At 65.9% G+C, this 23,008-nt stretch carries 19 protein-coding genes; 8 read left to right on the top strand and 11 right to left on the bottom strand.

Annotated features, from left to right (window positions below):
- Positions 1–15: 15 nt before the first annotated feature.
- Positions 16–945, bottom strand: coding sequence for a pyrroloquinoline quinone biosynthesis protein PqqB (pqqB, locus tag ACM42_RS28720; protein WP_271530997.1), 930 nt, complete (start codon positions 943–945; stop codon positions 16–18).
- 134 nt (positions 946–1,079) lie between these two features.
- Positions 1,080–1,160 (bottom strand): pyrroloquinoline quinone precursor peptide PqqA, encoded by an 81-nt coding sequence (gene pqqA / locus ACM42_RS28715; RefSeq protein WP_007595659.1) that lies wholly within the window; start codon positions 1,158–1,160, stop codon positions 1,080–1,082.
- 247 nt (positions 1,161–1,407) lie between these two features.
- Here pqqA and ACM42_RS28710 point away from each other — a divergent pair, with 247 nt between their 5' ends.
- The 5 genes from ACM42_RS28710 to tarD all read left to right on the top strand — a co-directional run bounded on the left by ACM42_RS28710 (position 1,408) and on the right by tarD (position 5,348).
- A complete protein-coding gene (locus ACM42_RS28710; RefSeq protein WP_028177529.1) occupies positions 1,408–1,665 on the top strand; it encodes a DUF6894 family protein in 258 nt (85 codons plus the stop codon).
- A 247-nt stretch (positions 1,666–1,912) separates the two neighbouring features.
- Entirely contained in the window at positions 1,913–3,313 is a 1,401-nt protein-coding gene (locus ACM42_RS28705; protein ID WP_271530996.1) for an amidase family protein, read from the top strand.
- A 2-nt stretch (positions 3,314–3,315) separates the two neighbouring features.
- Positions 3,316–3,792: a glutathione peroxidase gene (locus ACM42_RS28700; protein ID WP_271530995.1), complete on the top strand. Its 477-nt coding sequence runs from the start codon at positions 3,316–3,318 to the stop codon at positions 3,790–3,792.
- A gap of 11 nt (positions 3,793–3,803) precedes the next feature.
- Positions 3,804–4,046 carry a DUF3297 family protein gene (locus ACM42_RS28695; protein ID WP_029674077.1) on the top strand — a complete coding sequence of 81 codons (243 nt, stop codon included), beginning with the start codon at positions 3,804–3,806 and terminating at the stop codon, positions 4,044–4,046.
- Between the two features lie 132 nt (positions 4,047–4,178).
- Entirely contained in the window at positions 4,179–5,348 is a 1,170-nt protein-coding gene (gene tarD, locus ACM42_RS28690; protein WP_271530994.1) for a D(-)-tartrate dehydratase, read from the top strand.
- 188 nt (positions 5,349–5,536) lie between these two features.
- Here tarD and ACM42_RS28685 read toward each other — a convergent pair whose 3' ends face one another.
- Both ACM42_RS28685 and ACM42_RS28680 read right to left on the bottom strand, forming a co-directional pair.
- On the bottom strand, positions 5,537–6,889 hold the full coding sequence (locus ACM42_RS28685) for a malonyl-CoA decarboxylase (RefSeq protein WP_271530993.1): 1,353 nt from the start codon (positions 6,887–6,889) through the stop codon (positions 5,537–5,539).
- A gap of 296 nt (positions 6,890–7,185) precedes the next feature.
- Positions 7,186–8,007 (bottom strand): AraC family transcriptional regulator, encoded by an 822-nt coding sequence (locus tag ACM42_RS28680; protein ID WP_271530992.1) that lies wholly within the window; start codon positions 8,005–8,007, stop codon positions 7,186–7,188.
- A 50-nt stretch (positions 8,008–8,057) separates the two neighbouring features.
- Here ACM42_RS28680 and ACM42_RS28675 point away from each other — a divergent pair, with 50 nt between their 5' ends.
- Both ACM42_RS28675 and ACM42_RS28670 read left to right on the top strand, forming a co-directional pair.
- Positions 8,058–9,230: an MFS transporter gene (locus ACM42_RS28675; RefSeq protein WP_271530991.1), complete on the top strand. Its 1,173-nt coding sequence runs from the start codon at positions 8,058–8,060 to the stop codon at positions 9,228–9,230.
- Between the two features lie 484 nt (positions 9,231–9,714).
- Entirely contained in the window at positions 9,715–11,982 is a 2,268-nt protein-coding gene (locus ACM42_RS28670) for a cation:proton antiporter domain-containing protein (RefSeq protein WP_271530990.1), read from the top strand.
- 155 nt (positions 11,983–12,137) lie between these two features.
- Here ACM42_RS28670 and ACM42_RS28665 read toward each other — a convergent pair whose 3' ends face one another.
- From ACM42_RS28665 to ACM42_RS28640, 6 genes are all read right to left on the bottom strand, one after another.
- Positions 12,138–15,296, bottom strand: coding sequence for an efflux RND transporter permease subunit (locus ACM42_RS28665; protein ID WP_271530989.1), 3,159 nt, complete (start codon positions 15,294–15,296; stop codon positions 12,138–12,140).
- A 13-nt stretch (positions 15,297–15,309) separates the two neighbouring features.
- Entirely contained in the window at positions 15,310–16,503 is a 1,194-nt protein-coding gene (locus ACM42_RS28660) for an efflux RND transporter periplasmic adaptor subunit (protein ID WP_271530988.1), read from the bottom strand.
- 283 nt (positions 16,504–16,786) lie between these two features.
- Positions 16,787–17,779, bottom strand: a complete 993-nt coding sequence (locus tag ACM42_RS28655) for an NAD-dependent epimerase/dehydratase family protein (protein WP_271530987.1) — start codon at positions 17,777–17,779, stop codon at positions 16,787–16,789.
- A gap of 66 nt (positions 17,780–17,845) precedes the next feature.
- Positions 17,846–18,916 (bottom strand): hypothetical protein, encoded by a 1,071-nt coding sequence (locus ACM42_RS28650; RefSeq protein ID WP_271530986.1) that lies wholly within the window; start codon positions 18,914–18,916, stop codon positions 17,846–17,848.
- A gap of 100 nt (positions 18,917–19,016) precedes the next feature.
- Complete coding sequence (locus ACM42_RS28645) at positions 19,017–20,510, bottom strand: flavin-containing monooxygenase (protein ID WP_271530985.1); 1,494 nt, start codon at positions 20,508–20,510, stop codon at positions 19,017–19,019.
- Positions 20,511–20,615: 105 nt separating this feature from the next.
- Positions 20,616–21,065, bottom strand: a complete 450-nt coding sequence (locus tag ACM42_RS28640; RefSeq protein WP_024339447.1) for a cupin domain-containing protein — start codon at positions 21,063–21,065, stop codon at positions 20,616–20,618.
- Positions 21,066–21,253: 188 nt separating this feature from the next.
- Between ACM42_RS28640 and ACM42_RS28635 the strand changes: the two genes are divergently transcribed.
- Positions 21,254–22,279 (top strand): AraC family transcriptional regulator, encoded by a 1,026-nt coding sequence (locus tag ACM42_RS28635; protein ID WP_271531178.1) that lies wholly within the window; start codon positions 21,254–21,256, stop codon positions 22,277–22,279.
- 8 nt (positions 22,280–22,287) lie between these two features.
- On the opposite strand, the gene ACM42_RS28630 is transcribed toward ACM42_RS28635, so the two are convergent.
- On the bottom strand, positions 22,288–22,932 hold the full coding sequence (locus ACM42_RS28630) for a cupin domain-containing protein (protein WP_271530984.1): 645 nt from the start codon (positions 22,930–22,932) through the stop codon (positions 22,288–22,290).
- Positions 22,933–23,008 lie beyond the last annotated feature (76 nt).

Below are 23,008 nucleotides of genomic sequence, written 5' to 3'. Positions count from 1 at the left end.
TCAGTGATGCGACGTTCACAGCACGATCTCCGTTCCATCCGCGGGTATCTGCCAGCCCGCCTGCTCAGCGGCCTTGCGCTCGGGCGAGCCGGGCAGCAGCGCCGGATTCGAGTTGTTGATATGCAGAAACAGCTTCCTGTCGATACTGAGGTCGGCCAGCCGCGCGATGGCTCCGTCGTCGCCCGACATGGCGACATGTCCCATGCTCTTGCCGGTCTTGTGGCCGAGGCCGGCCCTGATCATCTCGTCGTCGCGCCAGACCGTGCCGTCGAAGAACACCAGTGCGGCGCCGTCGATCTGGGCCTTGAGCGCGTCGGTCACCTCGGCACAGGCCGCGATGAAGTAGAAGCACTTGCCCGTCGCCTTGTCGGTGATCTCAAGGCCCAGCGTGTCGCCGTCGCCGCTCTCGCCGCCCGGATGCGCCTTGCCTTCCAGATACCAGGCCGACTTGCCCGGCACCGCGAAGGGCAGCACCTCCAGGCCGGAGCGCGCGCCATCCGGCAGGCGGGGCTCGAACGGCTCGCGGAGAGTGATCGGCTGGCGCCGCACGTTCTTCTCATTCAGCACGTTGAAGATGCTGTTGCTCGCAAGGATCGCCAGCACCTTCTCGTGCGCATAGACCGTAAAGGGCGAGCCCTCGCGCATCGACAGCAGGCCCGCCACCGCATCGACTTCGCTGTTGGTCAGGATCACACCCGCGATCGGCGTGTGACGCAGTGCGCCCGCCTTGGGGTGCAACTGTGGCGTGGCGTTCAATTGCTGCCGCAGGTCGGGGGAGGCGTTGATCAGGAACCAGTGCTCGCCGTCGCCGCTGAAGGCGACCGAGGCTTGGGTCCTTTGAAGCTCGTGGCCGCCGCTACGGGCCGCTCGGCAGCCCTCGCAGCCGCAATTCCATTGCGGAACTCCGCCGCCGGCCCCGGCGCCCAGGACGACGACGCGAAGCATGATCCGTCTCCTGGAAGGTAAAGTCGCGAGGTGGATCTCAGGCCCACACAAATCCTGTCTTTCGGAAACGTATCGTGACCGAAAGAGCTCGGGGCGAAAGATCCACCTACGCAGAACGCAATCTCACCAACCGCTTACTTGCGGGTGGCGCTTACATACATGTTGATTTCCATGCCGCAGGGCACTTCGACGATCTTCGGGGCTTTCCAGGCCATTTCGGCTCTCCATTTTCGCGAATTCGGGACGTATCCGCCCACCCGTTAGACTAATGCTGGCGGAGAACTTCGCCAGTGAAATTTTCCCGAGAAGTCCATGCTGCGCCGCGAAAAATGCTAGGGGAACATCACTTCTGAAGCGCTGCCTTGCGTCAGACGCATTCGGTCGCGAACCCTGTCCTGATAAAGCTGTTGTGAGTGCAGTGCAGCTTTCAATCCGATACAGGCGAACCAACTGGATCTCGATATGCCCAGATACTTCTTCAACACCCGTATCGGCGACGAGCTGATCGTTGACCCCGACGGCGAGGACCTGCGCAACCCCGACCGCGCCTGGGAGGTCGCTCGCCAGATGATCCTGGAGGTGGTGAAGTCCGAGGGCGCACAGCCGGCGCTGCTCGAGGCGGTCATCGAGGTGACCGACGATGATGGGGAGATCGTGCTGGAGTTTCCCTTCACCGAGGCGCTGCTCGACATCCCCGACCAGTCCGCGACAAGGCATTAGCCGCGGGTCAGCCATGGCTGAGGCGGCGGCGTCCACCTCTCCCCGCCGGGGAGAGGTCGGATTGCGAAGCAATCCGGGTGAGGGGCCGCACCAGACCGAGAGACCGCAACCCCTCACCCGGATCGCATCTTCGATGTGCTCCGACCTCTCCCTGCGGGAGAGGTGAGCGACCTCTTCACCCCCGCGAAATCCGCATGGCTTTGCCGCGTTCCCGGCGCTAAAAGACGCCGATTACACGGAGCAAGCCATGCAAGATCTCTGGCGCCTGTCGGCCGCCGACCTCGCCACCCTCGTCAAATCCAGAAAGGTGTCCGCCAGGGAGGCCGCGCAGGCCGGCCTCGCGCGCCTGGATGCCGTCAATCCCCGGCTCAACGCGGTGATCGATCACCGGCCGGACGATGTTCTCAGGCAGGCCGATGCCGTCGATGCCGCCATCGCCCGGGGGGAGGACCCCGGTGTGCTCGCCGGCGTGCCCGTCACCATCAAGGCCAATGTCGACCAGGAAGGCTTTGCCACCACCAACGGCCTGAAGCTCCAGCGCGACGTCATCGCGCGCGAGGACAATCCGGTGGTCGCCAATTTCCGCAAGGCCGGCGCCGTCCTGCTCGGCCGCACCAATTGCCCGGCCTTCTCCTACCGCTGGTTCACCACCAATCTCATTCATGGCGATACCAAGAACCCCCGCGACGCCGCGCTGACGCCGGGCGGTTCCTCCGGCGGCGCCGGCTCGGCGGTCGCGGCCGGCATCGGCCACATCGCCCACGGCACCGACATCGCCGGATCGATCCGCTATCCCGCCTATGCCTGCGGCGTCCACGGCCTGCGTCCGACGCTCGGCCGGATCCCCGCCTTCAACCCGGCGCTGCCGGAGCGCCCGATCGGGCCGCAGATCATGGCGGTGTCGGGGCCCCTGGCGCGCACCGTCAACGACATCAGGATCTCGCTCGAGGCGATGTCGGCCCGCGACATCCGCGATCCCTGGTTCGTGCCGGTGCCGCTGCAAGGCCCCGCGCGGGACAAGCGCGCCGCGCTCTGCCTCAACCCGGGCGGCCTCGCCACCACGCCGGAGGTCAAGGCCGCGGTGAGCGACGCCGGAAAGCGCCTCGAACGCGCCGGCTGGACCGTCGACGTCATCGAAGACACGCCGCCGATGCGCGAGGCGGTGGAGTGGCAGATCAAGCTCTGGCTCGGCGACGGCTATGAGGCGCAGCTCGAGATGGCCGAGCGCGAGGGCGATCCCGGTGCGCTGGCCTGCCTGCGCGGCAACCGCGCCAGGGTCACGCCGATGGACCAGGCGGATTACGCCAAGGCGCTGACCCGAAGGGCCACGCTGACCCGCGAATGGATGCTGTTCTTCGAGAAATATGCGGTGCTGCTGACGCCGGTCTCCGGCGAGCTGCCGTTCCCGGATCATCTCGACTGCAAGGACGACGAATCCTTCAAGCGGGTCTGGGAGGCGCAGCTGCCGCAGATCGCCATTCCCTTCATGGGATTGCCGGGCCTCGTGGTCTCCACCGGCCTCGTCGGCAAGTCGCCCGTCGGCGTGCATATCGTCTCCAGCCGCTACCGCGAAGACCTCTGCCTGCTCGCGGGCGAAGCGATCGAGGCCGGCGGCGTGCCGCCGTCGCCGATCGATCCCGTGGGCTAGCGATGACCGCCATCTACGACTTCAAGGCCAACTCGCTTGCCGGCGAGGAGGTGCCGATGAGGCGTTTCGAGGGGCAGGTGCTGCTGATCGTCAACACCGCGAGCAAATGCGGCTTCACGCCGCAATATCGCGGCCTCGAGGATCTCTACCGCGATCTCTCGCCGCGCGGCTTCTCCGTGCTCGGCTTTCCCTGCAACCAGTTCGGGGCGCAGGAGCCGGGGCAGGCGAGCGAGATCCAGGAGTTCTGCTCGACCAATTACGACGTCACCTTTCCCCTGTTCGAGAAGATCGACGTCAACGGGCCGAAGGCGCATCCTCTCTATGAGTACCTGAAACGTCAGCAATCCGGCCTGCTCGGCGCCTCCATCAAATGGAATTTCACCAAATTCCTGGTGGATCGTGCCGGCAAGGTGGTCGCGCGCTACGCGCCGACCGCACGGCCCGAAGGATTGCGGCAGCAAATCGAGACCCTGTTGTGAGCGAGACAATCATGAGCGACGAATTTCCGGACCGCCTGTCGGTCGACCCGAACAGCCCCTATTACAACGCGGACATTCTGGCGCGCGACGTCGGCATTCGCTTCAAGGGCATCGAGAAGACCAATGTCGAGGAGTACTGCATCAGCGAAGGCTGGGTCCGCGTCACCGCCGGCAACGCCAAGGACCGTCACGGCAACCCGCTGACCATCAAGGTGCACGGACCGGTGGAGCCGTATTTCAGGGACAAGAAGTGACGGCAAAGCCGTCATTCCGGGGCTCGCGAAGCGAGAACCCGGAATCTCGAGATTCTCAGGTGCGCACGAGCGCACCATAGTTCGATGCTGCGCATCGCCCCGGAATGACGACAAGAGAAAGATGAGACCCCCATGTCCGTCCGCATCGTCGACGTCCGCGAGATCACGAAACCGATCTCGTCCCCGATCCGCAACGCCTATATCGACTTCACCAGGATGACGACGAGCCTCGTCGCCGTCATCACCGATGTCGTGCGCGACGGCAAGCGCGTCGTCGGCTACGGCTTCAACTCCAACGGCCGCTACGGGCAGGGCGGCCTGATCCGCGAGCGCTTCGCCGCGCGCATCTTCGAAGCCGATCCGAAGTCGCTGCTGGATGCGGCCGGCGACAATCTCGACCCCGACAAGGTCTGGGGCGCGATGATGACCAACGAGAAGCCGGGCGGTCATGGCGAGCGCTCGGTCGCGGTCGGCACCATCGACATGGCGGTGTGGGATGCGGTGGCGAAGATCGCCGGCAAGCCGCTGTTTCGCCTGCTCGCCGAGCGCCACGGCGTGACCGCCAATCCGCGCGTGTTCGTGTATGCCGCCGGCGGCTATTACTATCCCGGCAAGGGCCTGTCGATGCTGCGCGGCGAGATGCGCGGCTATCTCGATCGCGGCTACAACGTCGTGAAGATGAAGATCGGCGGCGCTCCGATCGAGGAAGACCGTAAGCGCATCGAGGCCGTGCTGGAAGAGATCGGCAAGGACGCGCAGCTCGCCGTCGATGCCAACGGCCGCTTCGACCTGGAGACGGCGATTGCCTACGCCAAGATGCTGCGCGACTATCCGCTGTTCTGGTACGAGGAGGCCGGCGATCCCCTCGACTATGCGCTGCAGGCCGCGCTCGCCGAATTCTATCCGCGCCCGATGGCGACAGGCGAGAACCTTTTCAGCCACCAGGACGCCCGCAACCTCGTCCGCTACGGCGGCATGCGCCCCGACCGCGACTGGCTGCAATTCGACTGCGCGCTGTCCTATGGCCTGTGCGAGTACCAGCGCACGCTCGAGGTCCTGAAGACCCACGGCTGGTCACCCAGCCGCTGCATCCCGCATGGCGGTCACCAGATGTCGCTCAACATAGCCGCCGGCCTCGGTCTCGGCGGCAACGAAAGCTATCCCGACCTGTTCCAGCCCTATGGCGGCTTCCCGGACGGCGTCCGCGTCGAGAACGGCCACATCACCATGCCGGAGCTTCCAGGCATCGGCTTCGAAGGCAAGTCGGATCTCTACAAGGAGATGAGAGCGCTGGCGGAGTAGGGGCTGAGCGTACTGCGGGCACGAAGGCCGCGCCAAACCCTCCGCTGTCATGCCCCGGCTTGACCGGGGCATCCAGTACGCCGCGGCGGATGTGGGGAGAACGAGCTCTTCAACACCGGCCTCTGGAATACTGGATCGCCCGGTCAAGCCGGGCGAAGACACCGTCTCTGGTGCGTCGTCTGAGGCCCCTACGACAACCGCATATCCAGCAGCCGCCGTCCTTCGCTCTTCAGCAGCTTCTTCACGGCGCTCGACGCGACCACCTCGCCGTCGTTGGCGTAGGCCTCGTGGTTCTTCTCGATGTCGTCGAGGCGGTAGAGGTAGTTGACCATGATGCCAGCCGACTCGCGCATGCCCTTCGGCGAGAGGTCTCCGAGCCAGTTGATGCGCTCGAGCCTCGCGCCGTTGCCGAGATGGAAGCGCGCGACGGAATCGATCAGCCGGCCCTTCGGCGTGCGTGCCTTGAGGAAATAATGCGCCGCGAGCGGCTCCAGCACGCTGCGCAGCAGCGCCGCTGTCTCGGGACTCTCGAACCATTTGGGCTCGTCGAGACGCTTCAGCACCTCGCGATCCTCGTCCGATAGCGGCAGGTCCTTGTCCTGCTTCACCCAAGCCATGAAGCCGGGCACCGGCGACAGCGTCACGAAAGTGTCGAGCTTCGGCAGCTCGCGGCGCAACTCTTCCACCACCTGCTTGATCAGGAAGCTGCCGAAGGAGATGCCGCCAAGGCCGCGCTGGGTATTGGAGATCGAATAGAACACGGCGGTGCGCGCGCGCTCGATCGGCAGATGCTGGCGGTCCACCGCAAGCAAGGGCGCGATCGCGCCCGGCATCGTCTCGGTCAGCGCCACCTCGACGAAGATCAGGGGCTCGTCGACCATCGCAGGATGGAAGAACGCGTAGCAGCGGCGGTCGACCGGATCGATGCGGCGGCGCAGATCGTCCCAGTCGCTGATCTCATGCACGGCTTCGTAACGGATGATCTTTTCGAGGATGTTGGCCGGGGTCGACCAGTCGATCCTGCGCAGCACGAGAAACCCCCTGTTGAACCACGAAGAGAGAAGGTGCGAGACGTCGCGGTCGAGCGCGGCGAGATCTGTGTGCCCGTTCATCATGCCGAGCAGGTCGGCGCGCATGTTGACGAGATCGCCGGTGCCGCCCGGCGCGCGGTTGAGGCGGCGGATCAGCTCCTGCCGCCGCGGCTCGGAGGCGAAGTGCAGCGAGCTCGCGTCCTCGTCGCTGGGCTTGGCGCGCCATTTCTCGATCGCCTTGGACAGGCGCTCCCGATCGGGGCCGAAATCGCGCACCAGTCCCTCGAAGAAGGCGCGGCGTCCTGCCGCATCCAACTCCCGGTAGATGTCGAGCACCTCACGCGCAATCGCGGTGCCGGAGGCTTCGCCCCGGCCCGACAGCAACGCGTCGCAAAGCTCGATCAGCCCATCGGCATCCCGCCTGGTATCGGCGGAGTCCCCGCGGCGAAGCAGCGTGCGGCCGCGCTCGGAGATGGTGGCGAGCAGGTCGGAGAAGAAGGCATTGGCCATCTGGGCTTTTCGATTCCGGGTTTGTGCGTTGCGGAAGTTTACACAAGATTTGGGCTGAAGCCGATCACAATCAAGCAGGGGATTTTGGCAACTTTAGCTGGGCCATGCGTTTCGCGGATGCTGTCATGCCCCGCGAAGGCGGTGCACGCTGGGCGTCCAAGCCTCCACGTCGTCATGGCCGGGCTTGTCCCGGCCATCCACGCCTTGCCACGCAGCACAAAGAACGTGGATGCCCGGGACGAGCCCGGGCATGACGGCCCCTCCGTTCATTGTGCTGGCGCCATCCAGAGTGTTCCTCACCCCTTCGCAAATTCTGTCGGCGTGCGCCCCGTCACCTGGCGGAACGCGGCCGAGAATGCCGGCACGCTGGCATAGCCGAGCTGGGTGGCGAGCTGCTTCACCGACACGCCCGCATCCGTGGACAGGCGCTGGATCGCGGAGGCGATTCGCGCGCGCTGGCACCAGCTCTTGAAGCTCAGTTGCGTCTCGCTCGAGAACAACCGCGACAGCGTGCGCGCCGAGGTTCCGACCTCGCGCGCGAGCGTGTCGATGTCGTGCAGGCCGGTGGGGTCGTCGAGCACGATCATGGCGGCGCGGCGGCAGCGCGGCTCGCGCGGCAGCGGCACGAAGGTGGTGGAATCCTCGGCCTGGTGCAACTCCAGCAACACCAGGCGCACCAGCAGCTCGGTCCGCTCTTCCGTATTGCGGGCGTCGAACAGTGCCAGGATCGCCTGGTTCAGCAGCGGCGATACCCGGACCACGAATTCCCTGGTCAATCCCTCATAGCGCTTTTCGCGCTTGAGCCAGGGCAGGTCGAAATACAGCGTGCGCATCTCGATGTCGGCGAGCAGGTCGATGGCATGTTGAAGCCCGGCCGGCACCCAGACCGCGCGGTCCGGCGGCACCAGCCAGCGTCCCCCCGGCGTCGTCACCTGCATCGTGCCCTTGGCCGCATAGATCAGCTGCGCCTCGCGGTGCAGGTGTGGCTCGATCCGCATGCCCCTGGGATAGTCGCGGGCGACCAGGTGGACGCCCGCGGGCGAGCGGTGATTGCTCCGGACCTCCCGCAGGATTGGCGTTTCCAAGATTGGCGTTTCCAAGACAGTCATTGGCGGCATCCCGTCATGGGCACGACATATAACTCATTTCGGAGCGGGAGAGGATTCGTATGAACAGCCCCAGCCGGGTCATTAGTTTCGTCAACGCAGGCCATTTCATCGACCATTATTCGATGCTGATCTTTGCCGCCGCCGTCATCATCATGGGGCCGGCGCTCGGCATGGCCTATTCGGAACTCCTGCCTTACGCGACGCCGGGCTTCGTCGCCTTCGGCGCGGGCTCGCTGCTGACCGGCTGGCTCGGGGACCGCTGGAGCCGCCGCCACATGATGCTGATCTTCTTCGTCGGCATCGGCGCCTCCATGATCGCGGTCGGCTTCGTGCAGACGCCCGTGCAACTCGGCGCGGCGCTGCTTGCGATCGGCATCTTCGCCTCGATCTATCACCCCGTCGGCACGGCGATGATCGTATCTTATGCCGAGAAGCTCGGCCGCGAGATGGGGCTGAACGGCGTCTGGGGCAATCTCGGCGTCGCCTCCTCGGCGTTGGTCACCGGCGTGATCGGCCAATATCTCGGCTGGCGCTTCGCCTTCATCGTTCCCGGAGTCGTCACGATCCTGATCGGCCTCGCGTTTGCAAGGACGGTCGTGCACGAGGACCGCAAGGGCTCGAAGCAGGCGGGAGCGCAGGCCCGCGTCGCCAGGCAGGACATGTGGCGCGTGATCCTGGCCCTGCTGATCGTCGTGATCGCGATCTCTACGACATTCAACGCGGTCACAGTGGCGCTGCCAAAACTGTTTGCGGAGCGGCTTGCGGACCTGACGAAGAGCCCGGCGCTGCTCGGCCTGATCGCTGCCTGCGTCTACGTGTTCGGCGCGATGACGCAGTACACGATCGGCCGGCTGCTCGACCGCTACTCGCTCAAGACTGTGGCGTTGCCGCTGTCCTTCATGCTGGCTCCGTTCCTCTATCTGGCCGCGAGCCTGAGCAACCTGCCGCTGATCCTGGTCTCGATCGGCATCGTCATGGGCGCGTTCGGTCAGGTCACGGTGAACGACGCCATGGTCGGCAAGTACACCACCGAGGAGTGGCGATCGCGCGCTTACGCGGTGCGCTATTTCGTCGGCTTCACCGCGGCCGGCGCCTCCGTTGGCCTCGTCGCCTGGCTGTACGAGCAGGGCGGCTTCGTCACCATGCTGCACGCTTTCGCCGCGCTCTGCCTGCTCGCGATCGCCGCCGCGCTGATCCTGCCGCGCGAGATCAGGACGCCGCAAACGGTGTGAGGGGGCACTGCTCTCGTGTCCCGGACGCAGATCCGGGACCCAGAGGCCGCGAATTTCCCGTGTCGCATGGGCCCCGGCTCTGCAGCGCACCGCCGAAGTGGCGCTGCGCTGCGTCCGGGGCACGAGCGTGGCGTAGGGCCGGGACTCTCTCCACTCGTCATTTGCGAGGAGCGTGGCGATGAAGGTGCCGCGGAGGGGCCCCGGCTTGCTTCGCTGCACTCGCAGCAATGACGGCGAACGTCGCCACGTCACGCATGCCACCCATGATGCCATTCTGCCAGTGTTTTGCCCGACGGCGCAAGTCACTTCGGCAAGGCCGAAATGTTCGCGAGGTTTTTCAACCCCATCCCTACTGTGCATGGGGTTGTTCTCGCACTTTTCGTTTTTGACGCCGGCGCGCGCGGCGGAACCGGCGCCGCCTTTCACGGGTTCTGTCCCTGTGGCGCCCCGACACCGGGGCAGATGAAGGGGGAAAGACACCTGCATGCCATGGCGCCTGCTCCGACCGGTCGTCCTCGTTCCCGCGGCGCTTGTCCTCACCACCCTTGCGGCCAGTGCCGAAGCCGGCAAATCGGCCGGTCCGTCAGAATTCCTCCTGATCGTTCAGATCGTGCTGCTGATCGCGGTCGGCCGCGGGCTCGGCGAGGTCATGCAGCGGATCGGCCAGCCCTCGGTGATCGGCGAACTGCTCGCCGGCATCATCCTGGGGCCGTCGCTGTTCGGCTGGATCTGGCCCGAGGCGCAGCACGCGATCTTCCCGAACGCGCCCGAGCAGAAGGCGATGATCGACGGCATCGCGCAAGTGGGCATCCTGCTGCTGCTATTGCTCACCGGCATGGAGACCGACCTCAAGCTGGTACGGAAGGTCGGCAGGGCCGCGATCGCGATCTCGATTGCTGGCATCGTCGTGCCCTTCGCCTGCGGCTTTGCCCTGGGTGAATTCCTGCCGGACGCGCTGCTGCCCAATCCGCAGGAGCGCCTCGTGGCCTCGCTGTTCATGGGCACGGCGCTGTCGATCTCCTCGGTGAAGATCGTCGCCGTGGTGGTGCGCGAGATGAACTTCATGCGCCGCAACGTCGGGCAGATCATCGTCGCGACCGCCGTCATCGACGACACCATCGGCTGGATCATCATCGCCGTCATCTTCAGCCTGGCCTCGCACGGCACGCTCGATATCGCCTCGGTGGCGAAGGCCGTGCTGGGAACGCTCGCCTTCCTCGCCGTCAGCTTCACCATCGGGCGCCGCCTTGTGTTTCAGCTGATCCGCTGGGCCAACGACACGCTTGTCAGCGCGGCTGCCGTCATCACCGTGATCCTGCTGTTGATGAGCGTCATGGCACTGATCACGCATCTGATCGGCGTCCACACCGTGCTCGGCGCCTTCGTCGCCGGCATCCTGGTCGGCGAGTCCCCGATCCTGACGCGGCAGATCGACGAGCGCCTGCGCGGACTGATCTCGAGCTTCTTCATGCCGGTGTTCTTCGGCCTCGCCGGCCTCAGCGCCGATCTTTCGGTGTTGCGCGATCCCAACCTCCTGATGCTCACCGGCCTGCTGGTGGTGATCGCCAGCGTCGGCAAGTTCGGCGGCGCCTTTGTCGGCGGCACCGCGGGCGGCCTGAGCTATCGGGAGTCGTTGGCGCTCGCGAGCGGGATGAACGCGCGCGGGTCGACCGAGGTCATCATCGCCACCATCGGCCTCTCCATCGGCGTGCTCAGCCAGAACCTGTTCACGATGATCGTGACCATGGCGATCGTGACCACGATGGCGATGCCGCCGATGCTGCGCGCCGCGCTGGCCAGGCTGCCGATGAACAGGGAGGAGAAGGAGCGGCTGGAGCGGGAAGAATTCGAGAAGCGCGGCTTTGTCGCCAATCTCGAGCGCCCCTTGCTGGCGGTGGACGAAAGCGTCAACGCCAGCTTCGCCGCCCACATCGCGGGTCTGATCGCCGGCATGCGCGGCCTGCCCATCACCGTGCTGCATATCGGCCCGCGCGCCAAGGAACGGGAGAAGGGACGCGGCGAGGAGGAAAGCCACGAAGCCGTGGTGAAGAAGGCCGCCGGGACGGTGTCCGTCAACGGTGACGGAGACGTCGGCAAGGTCGATGTCGTCACCCGTGCGAGGCAGGCGGAGCTCGGCGCGACCATCGCCGACGAAGCGCGCAAGGGCTTCGATCTTCTGGTCGTCGGTATCGACAGGGTGACCGCGACCAAGGACCGCTTCGACCGGAGGATCGACGACATCGCCGCGGCGTTCGAAGGACCGCTCGCGATCGTCGCGGCCAAGGGCAAGCACCTGAAGCAGCCGATGCCCGACGCGCTCAACATCCTCGTTCCCGTTTCAGGCAGCGGCGTCTCCAAACGCGGGGCCGAGGTGGCGGTGGCGCTGACGCAGGCCGGATCGGGCTCGCTCCGGGTGATCTACGTGGCGACGACGCGGGACAAGGGTGCGCAGCGCGGGGCCTCCCGCGGACTGAACCAGGAGACGGGCATCCTCAAGGACACCAGCGACCTCGCCGCCCGCTACGACGTCGACATCACCACCACGCTGCGGGTGAACCGGGCGCCGGAGGCGGCGATCCTCCGCGAGATCGACACCACCGACCTCGATCTCGTCGTCATGGGCGTCGACCGCATCCAGGCCGATCACCTCTCCTTCGGCGGCGTCGCAGACGCCGTGCTCAGGCAGTCGAAAGTGTCGGTGCTCCTGGTGTCGAGCGGCGAGGCGCGGCAGACGCCGGTGGAGAAGGCTTAGGTGTTCTCCCTCTCCCGCTTGCGGGAGAGGGCTGTCTCCGCGTCGGGACATTCCCCAAGGGGACAGAGCCCTCACCCGGCGCTAAGCGCCGACCCCTCCCGCAAGCGGGCGAGGTTACACCGAACGCGCCGCGCCGCTGTTCGGTCGAACGGACTTTAGGATTCCACCTCCGCTACCGGCTGCGCCTTCGGCGTCTTCTTCGACGCCCGCCAGTTCTCGAAGCGCTGCACCACCACGAAGAAGGCCGGCACGAACAGCACCGCGAGGCAGGTCGAGGCCAGCATGCCCGAGAACACGGTGATGCCGATCGACTTGCGCGCGCTGGCGCCGGCGCCGGTGGCGAGCACCAGCGGCACCACGCCGAGGATGAAGGCGAAGGAGGTCATCAGGATCGGGCGGAAGCGGGCGCGCGCCGCCTCGATCGCGGATTCGATGATCGGCTTGCCCTCGCGGCCGTGCAACTCGAGTCCGACCTCGACGATCAGGATGGCGTTCTTGGCCGACAATGCGATCAGCAGGATGAGGCCGATCTGGCAGTAGAGGTTGTTGTCGATCTTGAGCCCGGAGAGGACCAGCATCGGCCCGAGCAGTGACAGCGGCACCGCGAGGATCACCGAGATCGGCGCGTACCAGCTCTCGTACTGGCCGGCGAGCACGAGATAGACCAGCAGCATGGCGAGGCCGAACACCCAGTAGATCTGGTTCGAGACCGCCTTCTCCTGATACGACATCGCGGTCCATTCAAAGCCGGTGCCCGGCGGCAGCGTCTTGTCGGCGATCTCCTCCATCAGCTTCAGCGACTGGCCCGAGGAGTAGCCCTGCGCCGGCAGGCCGATCACCGTCGCAGACGGATAGAGGTTGTAGAGGCTGATCAGCGACGGGCCGGTGGCCGGCGTGATCTTGGCGACGGTGCCGATCGGGATCATGTCGCCGTTGGAGTTGCGCACCTGCATGTTGGCAATGTCGCGCTCGGTGACGCGGAATGCCGAATCGGCCTGGGTGTAGACCTGGAACACGCGGCCGAACTTGTTGAACTGGTTGACGTAGGACGAGCCGAGATAGGTCGACAGTGCCGAGAACACTTGATCGGTGGTGACGTGCAGCGTCTGGGTCTTGACGCGGTCGATCTCGACGTTGAATTGCGGCACCGAGGAGCGGAATGAGGACTGCACGCGCTGCAGCGCGCTCTGGCTCTGGGCGTTGGAGACCACCGCCGCGGTGATCGCCTGCAGCTTGGCGAAATCGCTGTTGCCGTCGCGCAGCTCGACCTGCATCGAGAAGCCGGCGGCGTTGCCGATGCCCTGGATCGGGGGCGGCGGCAGCACGATGGTGCGCGCCTCCATGATGGTCGCGAGCTTGTCGTTGAGTCCAAAGACCAGCGAACGCAGATCCTCGCCGGGTCCTTTGCGCGCGTCCCAGTCCTTCAGGATGATGTAGGCGACGCCGGCATTGGCGAGGCTGGCGCTGTTGTCGAGCGCGGAGATGCCGGCGATGGTGATGACCTGCTGGACTCCAGGGGTGTCCTTGATCAGCCCGCTTGCCCTGTCGAGCACGGCTTGCGTCCGCTCCAGCGCCGCGCCGTCGGGCAATTGCACCGCTGCGATCAGATAGCCCTGATCCTCGATCGGCAGGAAGCCGGTCGGCACCCGCGACAGGCCGTAGCCGCTGGCTCCGATCACCAAGAGCGCGAACGCGACCGAGATGGTGGCATGTCTCACGAGGAACGTGATCAGCCTTGTATAGCCGCGCTCGACGCGGTCATAGACCGCGTTGAAGCCGCGATAGAAGAAATTGCGCTGCTCCGGCGGCACTGTCGGCCGCAGCCAAAGCGCGCATTGCGTCGGCTTCAGGGTCGCCGCGTTGATGGCGGACAACAGCGCGGTCGCGGCGATCACCAGCGCGAATTGCGAATAGATGCGCCCGGTGAGTCCTGCGAGGAACGAGGCCGGCAGGAACACCGAGATCAGCACCAGGGTGATGCCGACGATCGGTGCGAACAGCTGGTCCATCGCCTTGATCGCGGCATCGTGGCCGTTCATGCCCTGCTCGATGTTGTGGGCCGCGCCCTCGACCACGACAATGGCGTCGTCGACCACGATGCCGATCGCGAGCACGATCGCGAACAGCGTCGACATGTTGATGGTGAAACCGAGCGCCGCCATCGCGGCGAAGGCGCCGATGATGGTGACGGGCACGGTCGTTGCCGGCACCAGCATCGCGCGCCAATCCTGCAGGAACACCAGGATCACGACCAGCACCAGCAGGCCGGCCTCGATCAGCGTCATGTAGACCTCGTGCACCGAGGCCTCGACGAATTTGGTGGTGTCGAACGGCGTGTCGTACTTGATGCCCTCAGGGAATTGCCTGGCGAGCTCAGCCATCTTCTTCTCGACGGCCTGTTCGACCTGGAGCGCATTGGCGCCGGGCGACTGGAACACGCCGATGCCGACGGCCGGCTGATTGTTGAGCGAGAAGATCTGGCTGTAAGTCTGCGCGCCCAGCTCGACCCAACCGACGTCGCGCACGCGGGTGACGTCGCCGCTGCTGCCCGACTTGACGATGATGTTCTCGAACTGGCTGGTGTCCTCGAGCCGTCCGTTGACGTTGAGCGTGTACTGGAACGCCTGGCCCGGCGGCGTCGGCGGCGCGCCGACCTGGCCGGCCGAGACCTGCTGGCTCTGCTGCTGGATCGCCTGGATGACGTCCTGCGGCACCAGGCTCCTAGCCTGCAGCTTGTTCGGATCGAGCCAGACCCGCATCGAATACTGGCCGGCGCCGAACACGGTGACGTTGCCGACGCCGGGCAGGCGCGAGAGCTCGTCGCGGATGTTGATGGTGGCGTAATTGCTCAAAAAGAGGCTGTCGTACCGCGCATCCGGCGAGGTCAGCGTCACGAACAGGAGGATCGAGGTCGATCGCTTCTGCACCGTGACGCCCTGATTCTGCACCGCCTGCGGCAATTGCGACAATGCGCTGGAGACGCGGTTCTGCACCAGCACCTGCGCGAAGTTGAGGTCGGTGCCGATCTTGAAGGTCACGGTCAGCGTGTAGGTGCCGTCCGCGCCGCTGTAGGACTGCATGTAGAGCATGTCCTCGACGCCGTTGACCTGCTGCTCGATCGGCAAGGCAACGGTGTCGATCACGGTCTTGGCGCTGGCGCCGGGATAGCGCGTGGTGACCTGCACCGTCGGCGGCACCACGTCGGGGTATTGCGCGATGGCGAGGTTGAACAGCGCGACGCCGCCGATCAGGATCATCAGAAGTGCGATGACGTTGGAGAGGACCGGCCGCTCGATGAAGAATTTCGAGATCATGGCTGGCAGCCCCTCACTTGGCCGAGGCCTGAGACTGGTCGATCTTGGTCGCTTGCGGATCGACCTTCTGGCCCGGGATGACGCGCAAGAGCCCCGCGGTCACGACGCGGTCCTCCGGCTTCAGGCCGCTTTCGATGACGCGCAACCCGTTGTCGACGGGGCCGATCTGCACCCTGCGCTGCTCGACGACGTTGTCGCCGTTCACCACCAGCAGATAGCGGCCGCCCTGGTCGCTGCCGAGTGCGGTATCGGGGACGAGCAGGGCGTTCTTCTCCTGGTCGAAGGGCACGCGGACCCGCGCGAAGTAGCCGGGCAGCAGCACCCGCTTGTCATTGGGAATGAGACCGCGCACCGCCAGCGTGCCGGTCGATTGGTTGAGAGTCGGCGCAACGTAGTCGAGATGGCCCGCATGGGGATAGCCGGTCTCGGTCTGGAGTCCGATCTGGATCGGTAATTGCTTGAGGTCGGCCGGCGTCAGTCCGCGGCGCGCCGCTTCGGCGCGGATGCGCAGCACGTCCTGCTCGTTGACGGTGAAGTTCACGAAGATCGGGTCCATCGCGACGATGGTCGCGAGCTGAGTCGGCGAGGAGACGCCGACGAGCTCGCCGATGGAGACCATGTGCGCGCTGACGACGCCGTCGAACGGCGCGGTGACCTTGGTGTAGCCGTAGTTGACTTCGGCGAGCCTGGTGTTGGCCTGGGCTTGCTGGAGGTTGGCTTGCGCGTTGTCGCGGTTGGCAGTCGAGGTGTCGAGCGTCGCCTGCGAGACCGCCTGGCGCTGCACCAGCTCGGCCTGCCGCTTGTAGTCGGCCTCCGCCTGCCGGAGCGAGGCCTGCGCGCCGGCCTCGGCCGCCTGCGCCTGCTCGAGCTTGAGCTTGTAGGTCTCCGGCTCGATCGTGAACAGCTGGGTGCCCTGCTTGACGAAGGCGCCGTCCTGATAGTCGATCGTTTGCAGAAAGCCCTGCACGCGCGCGACCAGATCGACGCTCTTGATCGGAGCGGTGTTGCCGGTGGCCTCGATGTAGCGCGTCACCGGACGCTGCACCGGCGTCGCGACGTCCACCTTGGGCGGCGGCGGCGCCACGAACGTGTTCTTGTCCTCGCACCCGGCGAGCACGGCCACCGATGCCGCGATGGCCAGTCCCCGCCCGATAGGTCGCCACACTCCATTGCGCCGTGCGGGAGATGCGGGATTCGCTGAGGTCATTCGATGGTCCCCGATGAGTGTCTGTCGGTGTGGCAGGCTAGCAACAAATGACTGGCCGTGGAACACCATAGCCATGGCAGTCACCGGCCTTGCAGTGCAAGGAGCGGTGTGGCCTTTGACAGATTTGTCGTGACAAACCGCTTCGCACCGAGTCCACGATCGACCACAATTGTATCAAAGGCGGCGCGACCTAGACCAACGGCACGCGCTGCGCAAGGCCTACGACAACAGTGGCCAGAAGGGCTCACCGATCGGGACGGAATGGTCCGTCGGCGCGATGGGGCTAGATGCGGGGCGCAGCCCCTTGCGCATGCCAGGCCGCAAGCACGTCCCGCTCTTCATCGGCGGTAAGCCCGATGACCGGGCCGTTGCTGGCGTGGAGCCAATGAAGCGTGTCGCGCGCGGTGTCTGCCGGTGGTCGCGAGATCAGTCCGGCCGCACGCGCCGGCGAGGTGTCGCGTGTCAGGAATCCGGCGAAGTCGGGCAGGGGCAGCCACATCGGCAATGACCGCGGACCTGCCCAGCGCCGCACGTCATGCGCATCCAGAAAGGCGCGATCGACCCAAGTGAGGGTGCAGGATGGATTCAGCGCCGACGCGCACTCGGCCAGGAATTCGCCGCGCGTGCGAACTGGCCCAATCCCATCATAGATTCCGGTGAGGCGAATCTCTGCCGCATGCACGATCCATTGCGCAAGGTCGCGCACGTCGATGAACTGGACGGCATCCTCCGGCGATCCCGGCGCCAGCACCTCGCCGCCGCGCGCCAGCCGCGCCGGCCAGTAGGCGAACCGCCCGGTCGGGTCTTCCGGCCCGGCGATGAGGCCGGCCCGGCAGATGAAGGCGTCGTTGCCGACCGCTTGTTCGCAGGCGACCTTGGCGGCGCCGTAGATCGCGTCGGTGCTCTGCTCGATCTCCGCTGAACTGGGCTCGCGCATTGGCGCGGTGTCGGCGCGTTGCCCCGGAATGCGGTTGTCCGCATACACACTGATCGTCGACACGAAGGTCCAATGCACGCCCGGCCGCTTCAGCGCGGCGACCGCGTTGCGGACCTGGCCGGGATGACGCGAGACATCGACCACGGCGTCAAATGTCTTGCCCGCGAGCGGCGCAAGACCGTCGGCGAGGTCGCGGTCGATCCGTACGAAGCGCGCGCCCGCGGCAATCGGCCCCGCAAGGCCGCGGGCAGCGCAGGTCACGTCATGGCCGGTCGCGCAAGCATGGCTTGCGATCGCGCGCCCGAGAAACTGGCTGCCGCCGAGGATGAGTACGCGCATGAAACGGTCCGTGTCTCCGATGAGATCGCGAGACTACAACGTCCGGTAGCGGTTGCAACCGATCCATCAGCGCGGCCTGATCTCCGCGTATTTCGCCATCGCTTTCTCGAACTTCCGGTTGAACAGCCACATGGCAGCGAGGATCTCGCGGTAGCTCGCCGAGCTGCGCGCCCGGTCGGCCTGTCCGAAAGCAAAGATGCTGTTGTTGCGCAGGTGCTTCATGATCGTGGGGCTGGACACCCTGTAGTTCAGGAGATCGCCCGATTTGAGCGCGGACCGTGTCGGGGTCGGCACGATCTGGATCAGCTCGAACAGCTTCATCTGGTCGATCGGGTCAGGCAGCGTCTTCACGATTCCAGGGATCTCACGGAACAGATCGGCGTGCGCGTTCATCAGGCCGTCGCGCACGTTGGTCCAGTGGTTGAAGCGGTGATCGGTGCCGCGGGCCCGCGCCTCTTCCTTGTCGTCGCGCGTACTCAGCGCCGGATCGATCGCTGCGATCTCGCTCTTGATGGCTTCCCATTTTCTCCGGCCGTTGCGGTCTTCGGAGGGGCCGGTCTGGAAGCTGCCCATATAGGTGTTCGAGCGCGCGTTGCGGACGTTCTGCTTGCCATTGGTTTCCGCAAAGAACAGCCCGAGGCTGATGCGGCCCGCAGTCTCGGCATGTTCAGGCGCAAGCCCCTTGGCGCGCGCAATCGCAACGGCGAGATCGACCACGTCCTTGAACGGCGTTGGCGAGTTCTGCGCGCTGGCAGGCGGCGCCTCCATGATGTCGAACAGCCTTCCGTATTCGTCGACCAGCGGCTCGATGTCGGCATCGAAATAGGCCGGCGGAATCTCGAACTTGTTGGGCCGGCCGATCCGCGACGGCATGGCGTCGGTGAGGTCCTTGTAAGTACTGATCACTGCGACGCGCGCGAGGTAGAGCGCCTGGCCCGGCAGGTTCGGCAGCGCCTCCTTCGCTTCGATCTGGCGCCGCCGCTCGGCGAGGATGGATTTGAAATCGCCGAGCGCGCGATCATAGTCGGCAAGCGCCTCGGATTGCCTTGGCGTTGGCGCGCTTTGTCCCATGGCAGGCGCCGCGAGAAGCAGGGCAAGCACTGCGAGACAGGCGGCGGCGTGACGTCTTGGTTCCATCGCGGGGCTCCCGGGCCGGTCGATTCGGCAGCGGGAATCGTAGGCAATGCGGGCTGGCCTGGCGAGCCGCGAGTTCGGGTCGGCGGCAACTTGCCAGCCGTCATGCCGTCACCGGGTACTCCGGCGCGGAAGCCAGGAATTTGGCGTAGTCATCAGCATCCGGAGGCAGGAAGCGGCCTGCGAGCCCGCCGCGCTTCTGGTTCTTCGCGCCGATGTCGGCCATCAGCTCGTCGAAATGGCGGTAGTGATAGGGCGCGACGCACAGGCCGCCATAGACGCCCGCGGCCGGGCGCTCGACGCGCTTGAAGCGCAGCATCATCTCGATGTTGTCGCGCATCGCTTGCGCCGTCGGTTGGTTGGCGAGCTGGCCGTCGGCATAGCGCACCAACCAGTTGGCGGCGAGGTCGGCGCAGAGCACGGTGCAGAACGACGAGTTGAAGCCGACGAAGCCGAGCTCCGGCAGATCTGGATTGGCGATCAGGCGGTAGAGCCGGTACTGTCCGTCGGCATCGACCAGCTTCTGCCTGTAAGCTTCGGGAAGGAACGGCACGCCGAGCTTGTAGCCGATCGCGAGCACCGCGACGTCGGCACCGACGCGCTCGCCGCCGCTCATCACGATGTTGTCGCCTTCATAATGGTCGAACGTGCCGAACACCGCCTTGATGCGGCCGTCGGCGACCATCGGGTAGAAGCCCGGCGTTGCGATCGGTACCGAGCAGTTGACGCCGTCCTCGATCCGCTCCTTCGGCACCATCTTGCACCGGGCAAGCTTGAGCTGCGCCTTCAACAGGCTCTCCAGCCCACGCCAGTTCGCCCAGACCAGTGGCGCGGCGAGGCGGTGCGCGAGCCGCGCCATCGGGCCGATGCCCCAGCCCGGAAACATCTCTTCCTGCGCGCGGATGTAGAGGATGCGCTTGAAGTTCACGAGGCCGCCGATGAAATAGGGAATGCGCCAGACCGGCTCGCGCATCACGATCGTGACCTCGCGCGCGCCCGATTTCACCGCGTTCACGGCGATGTCGGTCGCCGACTTCGAGCCGCCGAGCACGACGACGCGGCGTCCTTTCGCCAGCGTCTGATCGCCGTATTTCGACGAATGCAGGATATGGCCGCCCTGTGCGAGAAAGCCGTCCTCGCCGGGACAATGCAGCTCGCGTGGCTCGTTGAACTGTCCGGTGCAGACCGCGACGAAATCGAAAGTCTCGCTCGTGCTCGTGCCGTCCTTGTCCTTCAGGGTAAGCGTCCAACCCGGCTTGCCGTCGGCGCGGCGCGCCATGCCGGTGATCTCCGTGTTCAGGCGCAGCATGCGGTCGAGGCCAAAACTCCTGGCGTAGTCGGCGAGATAGGCATGGACCTGCGGTCCGGTCGGCCATTCCGGATAGGCGTCCGGCATGGCGCGATCGGTGTAGCGGTAGAGCTCCTTCGGGCTCTGCGTCTGCACGTCTGGATAGGAGCGCGCCAGCTCCCAGACGCCGCCGAGATCGGCGCTGCGCTCGACGATGGCGACGCGGTGGCCGCGGGTGGAGAACGCTTTTGCGGCGGCAAGTCCGGAGACACCGGCGCCGATCACGCAGACATGCTTGGGGCTGACCATGGGATGGCTCGCAATCAGTATGTTTCGCGCAGGCGGCCACGTTCGGCCGCAAGGCGCGGCCGGCCGAGCTGCAAGCAGATGAAAGTGGACGAGGAGGCGATCGGCCTAGTCGTTGGCTTCGGGCGGCAGGAAGTCGACCTCGTGCAGCGCCGAGATGCGCACGACTTCGGCAGGGTCGGTCAGATTGTGGAGCTGGTTGAACAGCGCCTCCAGCTTCTGCATCGGCGAGACCCAGAACAGCGCGCGGCACGGCTTGTCGGACTTGTTGAAATAGCCGTGCGGGATGCCGCGCGGCATGCGGACGAGGTCGCCGGCATGGGCCTTGACCCATTGACCGTCCAGCTTGAGGTCGAGCGTGCCTTCCTGGACCAGGATGAACTCGTCCTGGGTCGGGTGGATGTGCACCGGCACGAACTGGCCGGGATCGCTGTTGGTCTCGAAAGCGAAGGTGGAGTCTGTGACGGCCTTGGGGAAATAGACTTGGCCCAGGATGTTCCAGCTCTTGCCGCCATAGCCCGTGCCGTTTGCAGTAATGCCCTTTTCGAGTGCAGTCATGCTCACCTCCTCATGGATACCGGCGGGGACGGAGCTTCGACCAGCCAGGGGCCGTCTGTCTATCCGCTAAACGAATCCGGATCCTGCTGTTGCCATGCAGCACGGCGATTTCACCGACGTGGCCCTTTTCGCGTCCGAGGAACTATTATAGGCTTAAAACAATTCCGTGACGCGAAGCGTGGTCGATGATGTCCGCAGCCGTGCTGGAAACGAACGCAAGAGCGCCCGCAGCCGAGCGGCTTGCGGCCTTCGCCCGCGTCACTACGGATGATGTCGACGAAGCGGCCGAGCAGATCGGGCGTATCTTTTGTCCGCACGATCTCAAGCCGGCGCAGGCGCGGGCGGACGGCTTCTCCGCCCGGCACAATTGCGCGGCGTTCGACGGCTTCTCCATCAACTACGTGGCCTATGGCGGATCGGTCGGCATCGATCCCGGGTGCCTCGAGCGCTTCTTCCTGGTGCAGGTCCCGCTTGCGGGCAGCGCCCACATTCGTGCCGGCGTCAGCGAGCTCGACGTCGCGCCGGCCCGGACGGCGTCGCTGCTGTCGCCGACGATCCCGACCCGGATGATCTGGGCCGACTGCGCGCAAGCGATCCTGCTGCTCGACCGCCGCCTGGTCGAGCAGCGCGCTGCAGCGCTGTCGGGCAGGGCGGCCGGGGTGGTCGAGTTCGCCCCCGCGATCGACCTGGACGCGCCGTCCGGGCGGGCCTTGCAGACCAGCCTCGCCGGGCTGATGACGCTTGCCGAGCGTCTCGGGCCATCGGGAAGGCTTTCGCCGGCGGCGATGGCCGATTGGCGCGAGCTGCTGCTCGATCATCTCCTCAACGGGCAGCGGCATGGCCTGTCGGATGCGATCAGGACGTTCTCAGGGCAGGCCGAGCGCCTGCCGCGCGCGCTCCGCGCCGCGCGCGACCATCTGGCGGACAATGCCGGCGAGCCGCTCGATCTCGCGCAACTCGCCTGCGTGTCCGGCATCGGCATCCGCGCGCTCCAGCTCGGCTTCCGCCGTCACTTCGGCGTGTCCATCTCGCAGATGCTGCTCGACATGCGGCTCGCTGGCCTCCACGCTCGCCTCGCCCAAGCGTCCGCCGGCGTCTCCATCACCGACCTCGCCTTCGATCTCGGCTTCACCCATCTCGGCCGCATGGCCGGCGCCTACCGCGAAAAATTCGGCGAGACGCCGTCGGCAACGCTGCGGCGAAGAATGAGCTGAACGATCGGCTAGACCTGTTCTTGCGACTGCGTCCCACGGTCTTCGCGCAGCGTCGTCACCCAGATCGCGCGCGCCACCTGCTGGGTCGGGTTGTCGAACATGTGCGGCACGATGCTCGGAAAACGAAAGCTGTCGCCGGCTTCCAGCAGGTGGGCCTGGTTGTCGAGCCACAGCCGCAGGCTGCCCGAGAGGATGTAGCCCGCCTTCTCGCCGGTGTGCTGCAGGAAGTCCGTGCCGGAGGAGGCGCCGGGGTTGAGCGTGAGCTCGTAGAGCTCGAGCTGGCCTTTGCCTTCCGGGGTCAACGCTTCCTTGACGACACCGCTGGCAGTGAGCCGCAGCAGCCGCCGGTTGGTCTTGCGCACGATGTAGCGCGGCACGTCGGCGGGATCGCTGCTCTCGAAGAAATAGGAGATGGGAACGTCGAGCGCGATGCTGAGCAGGCGTAGCGTGCGGATCGACGGCATGGCCCGCGCGCGTTCGAGCTGGCTGATCATGCCGGTGGACAGGCCGGTCTTGGTGGCGACGTCCTGGATCGAGAGGCCGGCGCGCTGCCGCAGCAGCCGCACGGTTTCACCCAGACGCTGGTCGACAGCGTCATCGGGCTCGGCCGTCGCGAGATCCTTGGGGCCGTTCGTGCCGCCGCGACCGTCCATGTCGCTCTCCCATGCATCATCTTGAGCCCGCGACGGTATCGGTCGGAGCTTTAGTCGGAGTGAAAAGATTGCGCAT

This window comes from Bradyrhizobium sp. CCBAU 25338 (genome assembly GCF_028128965.1).
Classification (GTDB): Bacteria; Pseudomonadota; Alphaproteobacteria; order Rhizobiales; family Xanthobacteraceae; genus Bradyrhizobium; species Bradyrhizobium liaoningense.
This window is presented reverse-complemented; position numbering and strand designations above follow the sequence as displayed.

Excerpts from the sequence above, each read along its gene's own strand:
- tarD (WP_271530994.1), top strand. The coding sequence starts at position 4,179 with ATGTCCGTCCGCATCGTCGACGTCCGCGAGATCACGAAACCGATCTCG.
- ACM42_RS28635 (WP_271531178.1), top strand. The coding sequence starts at position 21,254 with ATGTCCGCAGCCGTGCTGGAAACGAACGCAAGAGCGCCCGCAGCCGAG.
- ACM42_RS28650 (WP_271530986.1), bottom strand. The coding sequence starts at position 18,916 with ATGGAACCAAGACGTCACGCCGCCGCCTGTCTCGCAGTGCTTGCCCTG.
- ACM42_RS28695 (WP_029674077.1), top strand. The coding sequence starts at position 3,804 with ATGAGCGACGAATTTCCGGACCGCCTGTCGGTCGACCCGAACAGCCCC.
- ACM42_RS28675 (WP_271530991.1), top strand. The coding sequence starts at position 8,058 with ATGAACAGCCCCAGCCGGGTCATTAGTTTCGTCAACGCAGGCCATTTC.
- ACM42_RS28670 (WP_271530990.1), top strand. The coding sequence starts at position 9,715 with ATGCCATGGCGCCTGCTCCGACCGGTCGTCCTCGTTCCCGCGGCGCTT.
- ACM42_RS28680 (WP_271530992.1), bottom strand. The coding sequence starts at position 8,007 with ATGCCGCCAATGACTGTCTTGGAAACGCCAATCTTGGAAACGCCAATC.
- ACM42_RS28700 (WP_271530995.1), top strand. The coding sequence starts at position 3,316 with ATGACCGCCATCTACGACTTCAAGGCCAACTCGCTTGCCGGCGAGGAG.
- ACM42_RS28705 (WP_271530996.1), top strand. The coding sequence starts at position 1,913 with ATGCAAGATCTCTGGCGCCTGTCGGCCGCCGACCTCGCCACCCTCGTC.
- ACM42_RS28665 (WP_271530989.1), bottom strand. The coding sequence starts at position 15,296 with ATGATCTCGAAATTCTTCATCGAGCGGCCGGTCCTCTCCAACGTCATC.
- ACM42_RS28655 (WP_271530987.1), bottom strand. The coding sequence starts at position 17,779 with ATGCGCGTACTCATCCTCGGCGGCAGCCAGTTTCTCGGGCGCGCGATC.
- ACM42_RS28640 (WP_024339447.1), bottom strand. The coding sequence starts at position 21,065 with ATGACTGCACTCGAAAAGGGCATTACTGCAAACGGCACGGGCTATGGC.
- ACM42_RS28660 (WP_271530988.1), bottom strand. The coding sequence starts at position 16,503 with ATGACCTCAGCGAATCCCGCATCTCCCGCACGGCGCAATGGAGTGTGG.
- ACM42_RS28685 (WP_271530993.1), bottom strand. The coding sequence starts at position 6,889 with ATGGCCAATGCCTTCTTCTCCGACCTGCTCGCCACCATCTCCGAGCGC.
- ACM42_RS28645 (WP_271530985.1), bottom strand. The coding sequence starts at position 20,510 with ATGGTCAGCCCCAAGCATGTCTGCGTGATCGGCGCCGGTGTCTCCGGA.
- ACM42_RS28710 (WP_028177529.1), top strand. The coding sequence starts at position 1,408 with ATGCCCAGATACTTCTTCAACACCCGTATCGGCGACGAGCTGATCGTT.
- pqqB (WP_271530997.1), bottom strand. The coding sequence starts at position 945 with ATGCTTCGCGTCGTCGTCCTGGGCGCCGGGGCCGGCGGCGGAGTTCCG.
- pqqA (WP_007595659.1), bottom strand. The coding sequence starts at position 1,160 with ATGGCCTGGAAAGCCCCGAAGATCGTCGAAGTGCCCTGCGGCATGGAA.
- ACM42_RS28630 (WP_271530984.1), bottom strand. The coding sequence starts at position 22,932 with ATGGACGGTCGCGGCGGCACGAACGGCCCCAAGGATCTCGCGACGGCC.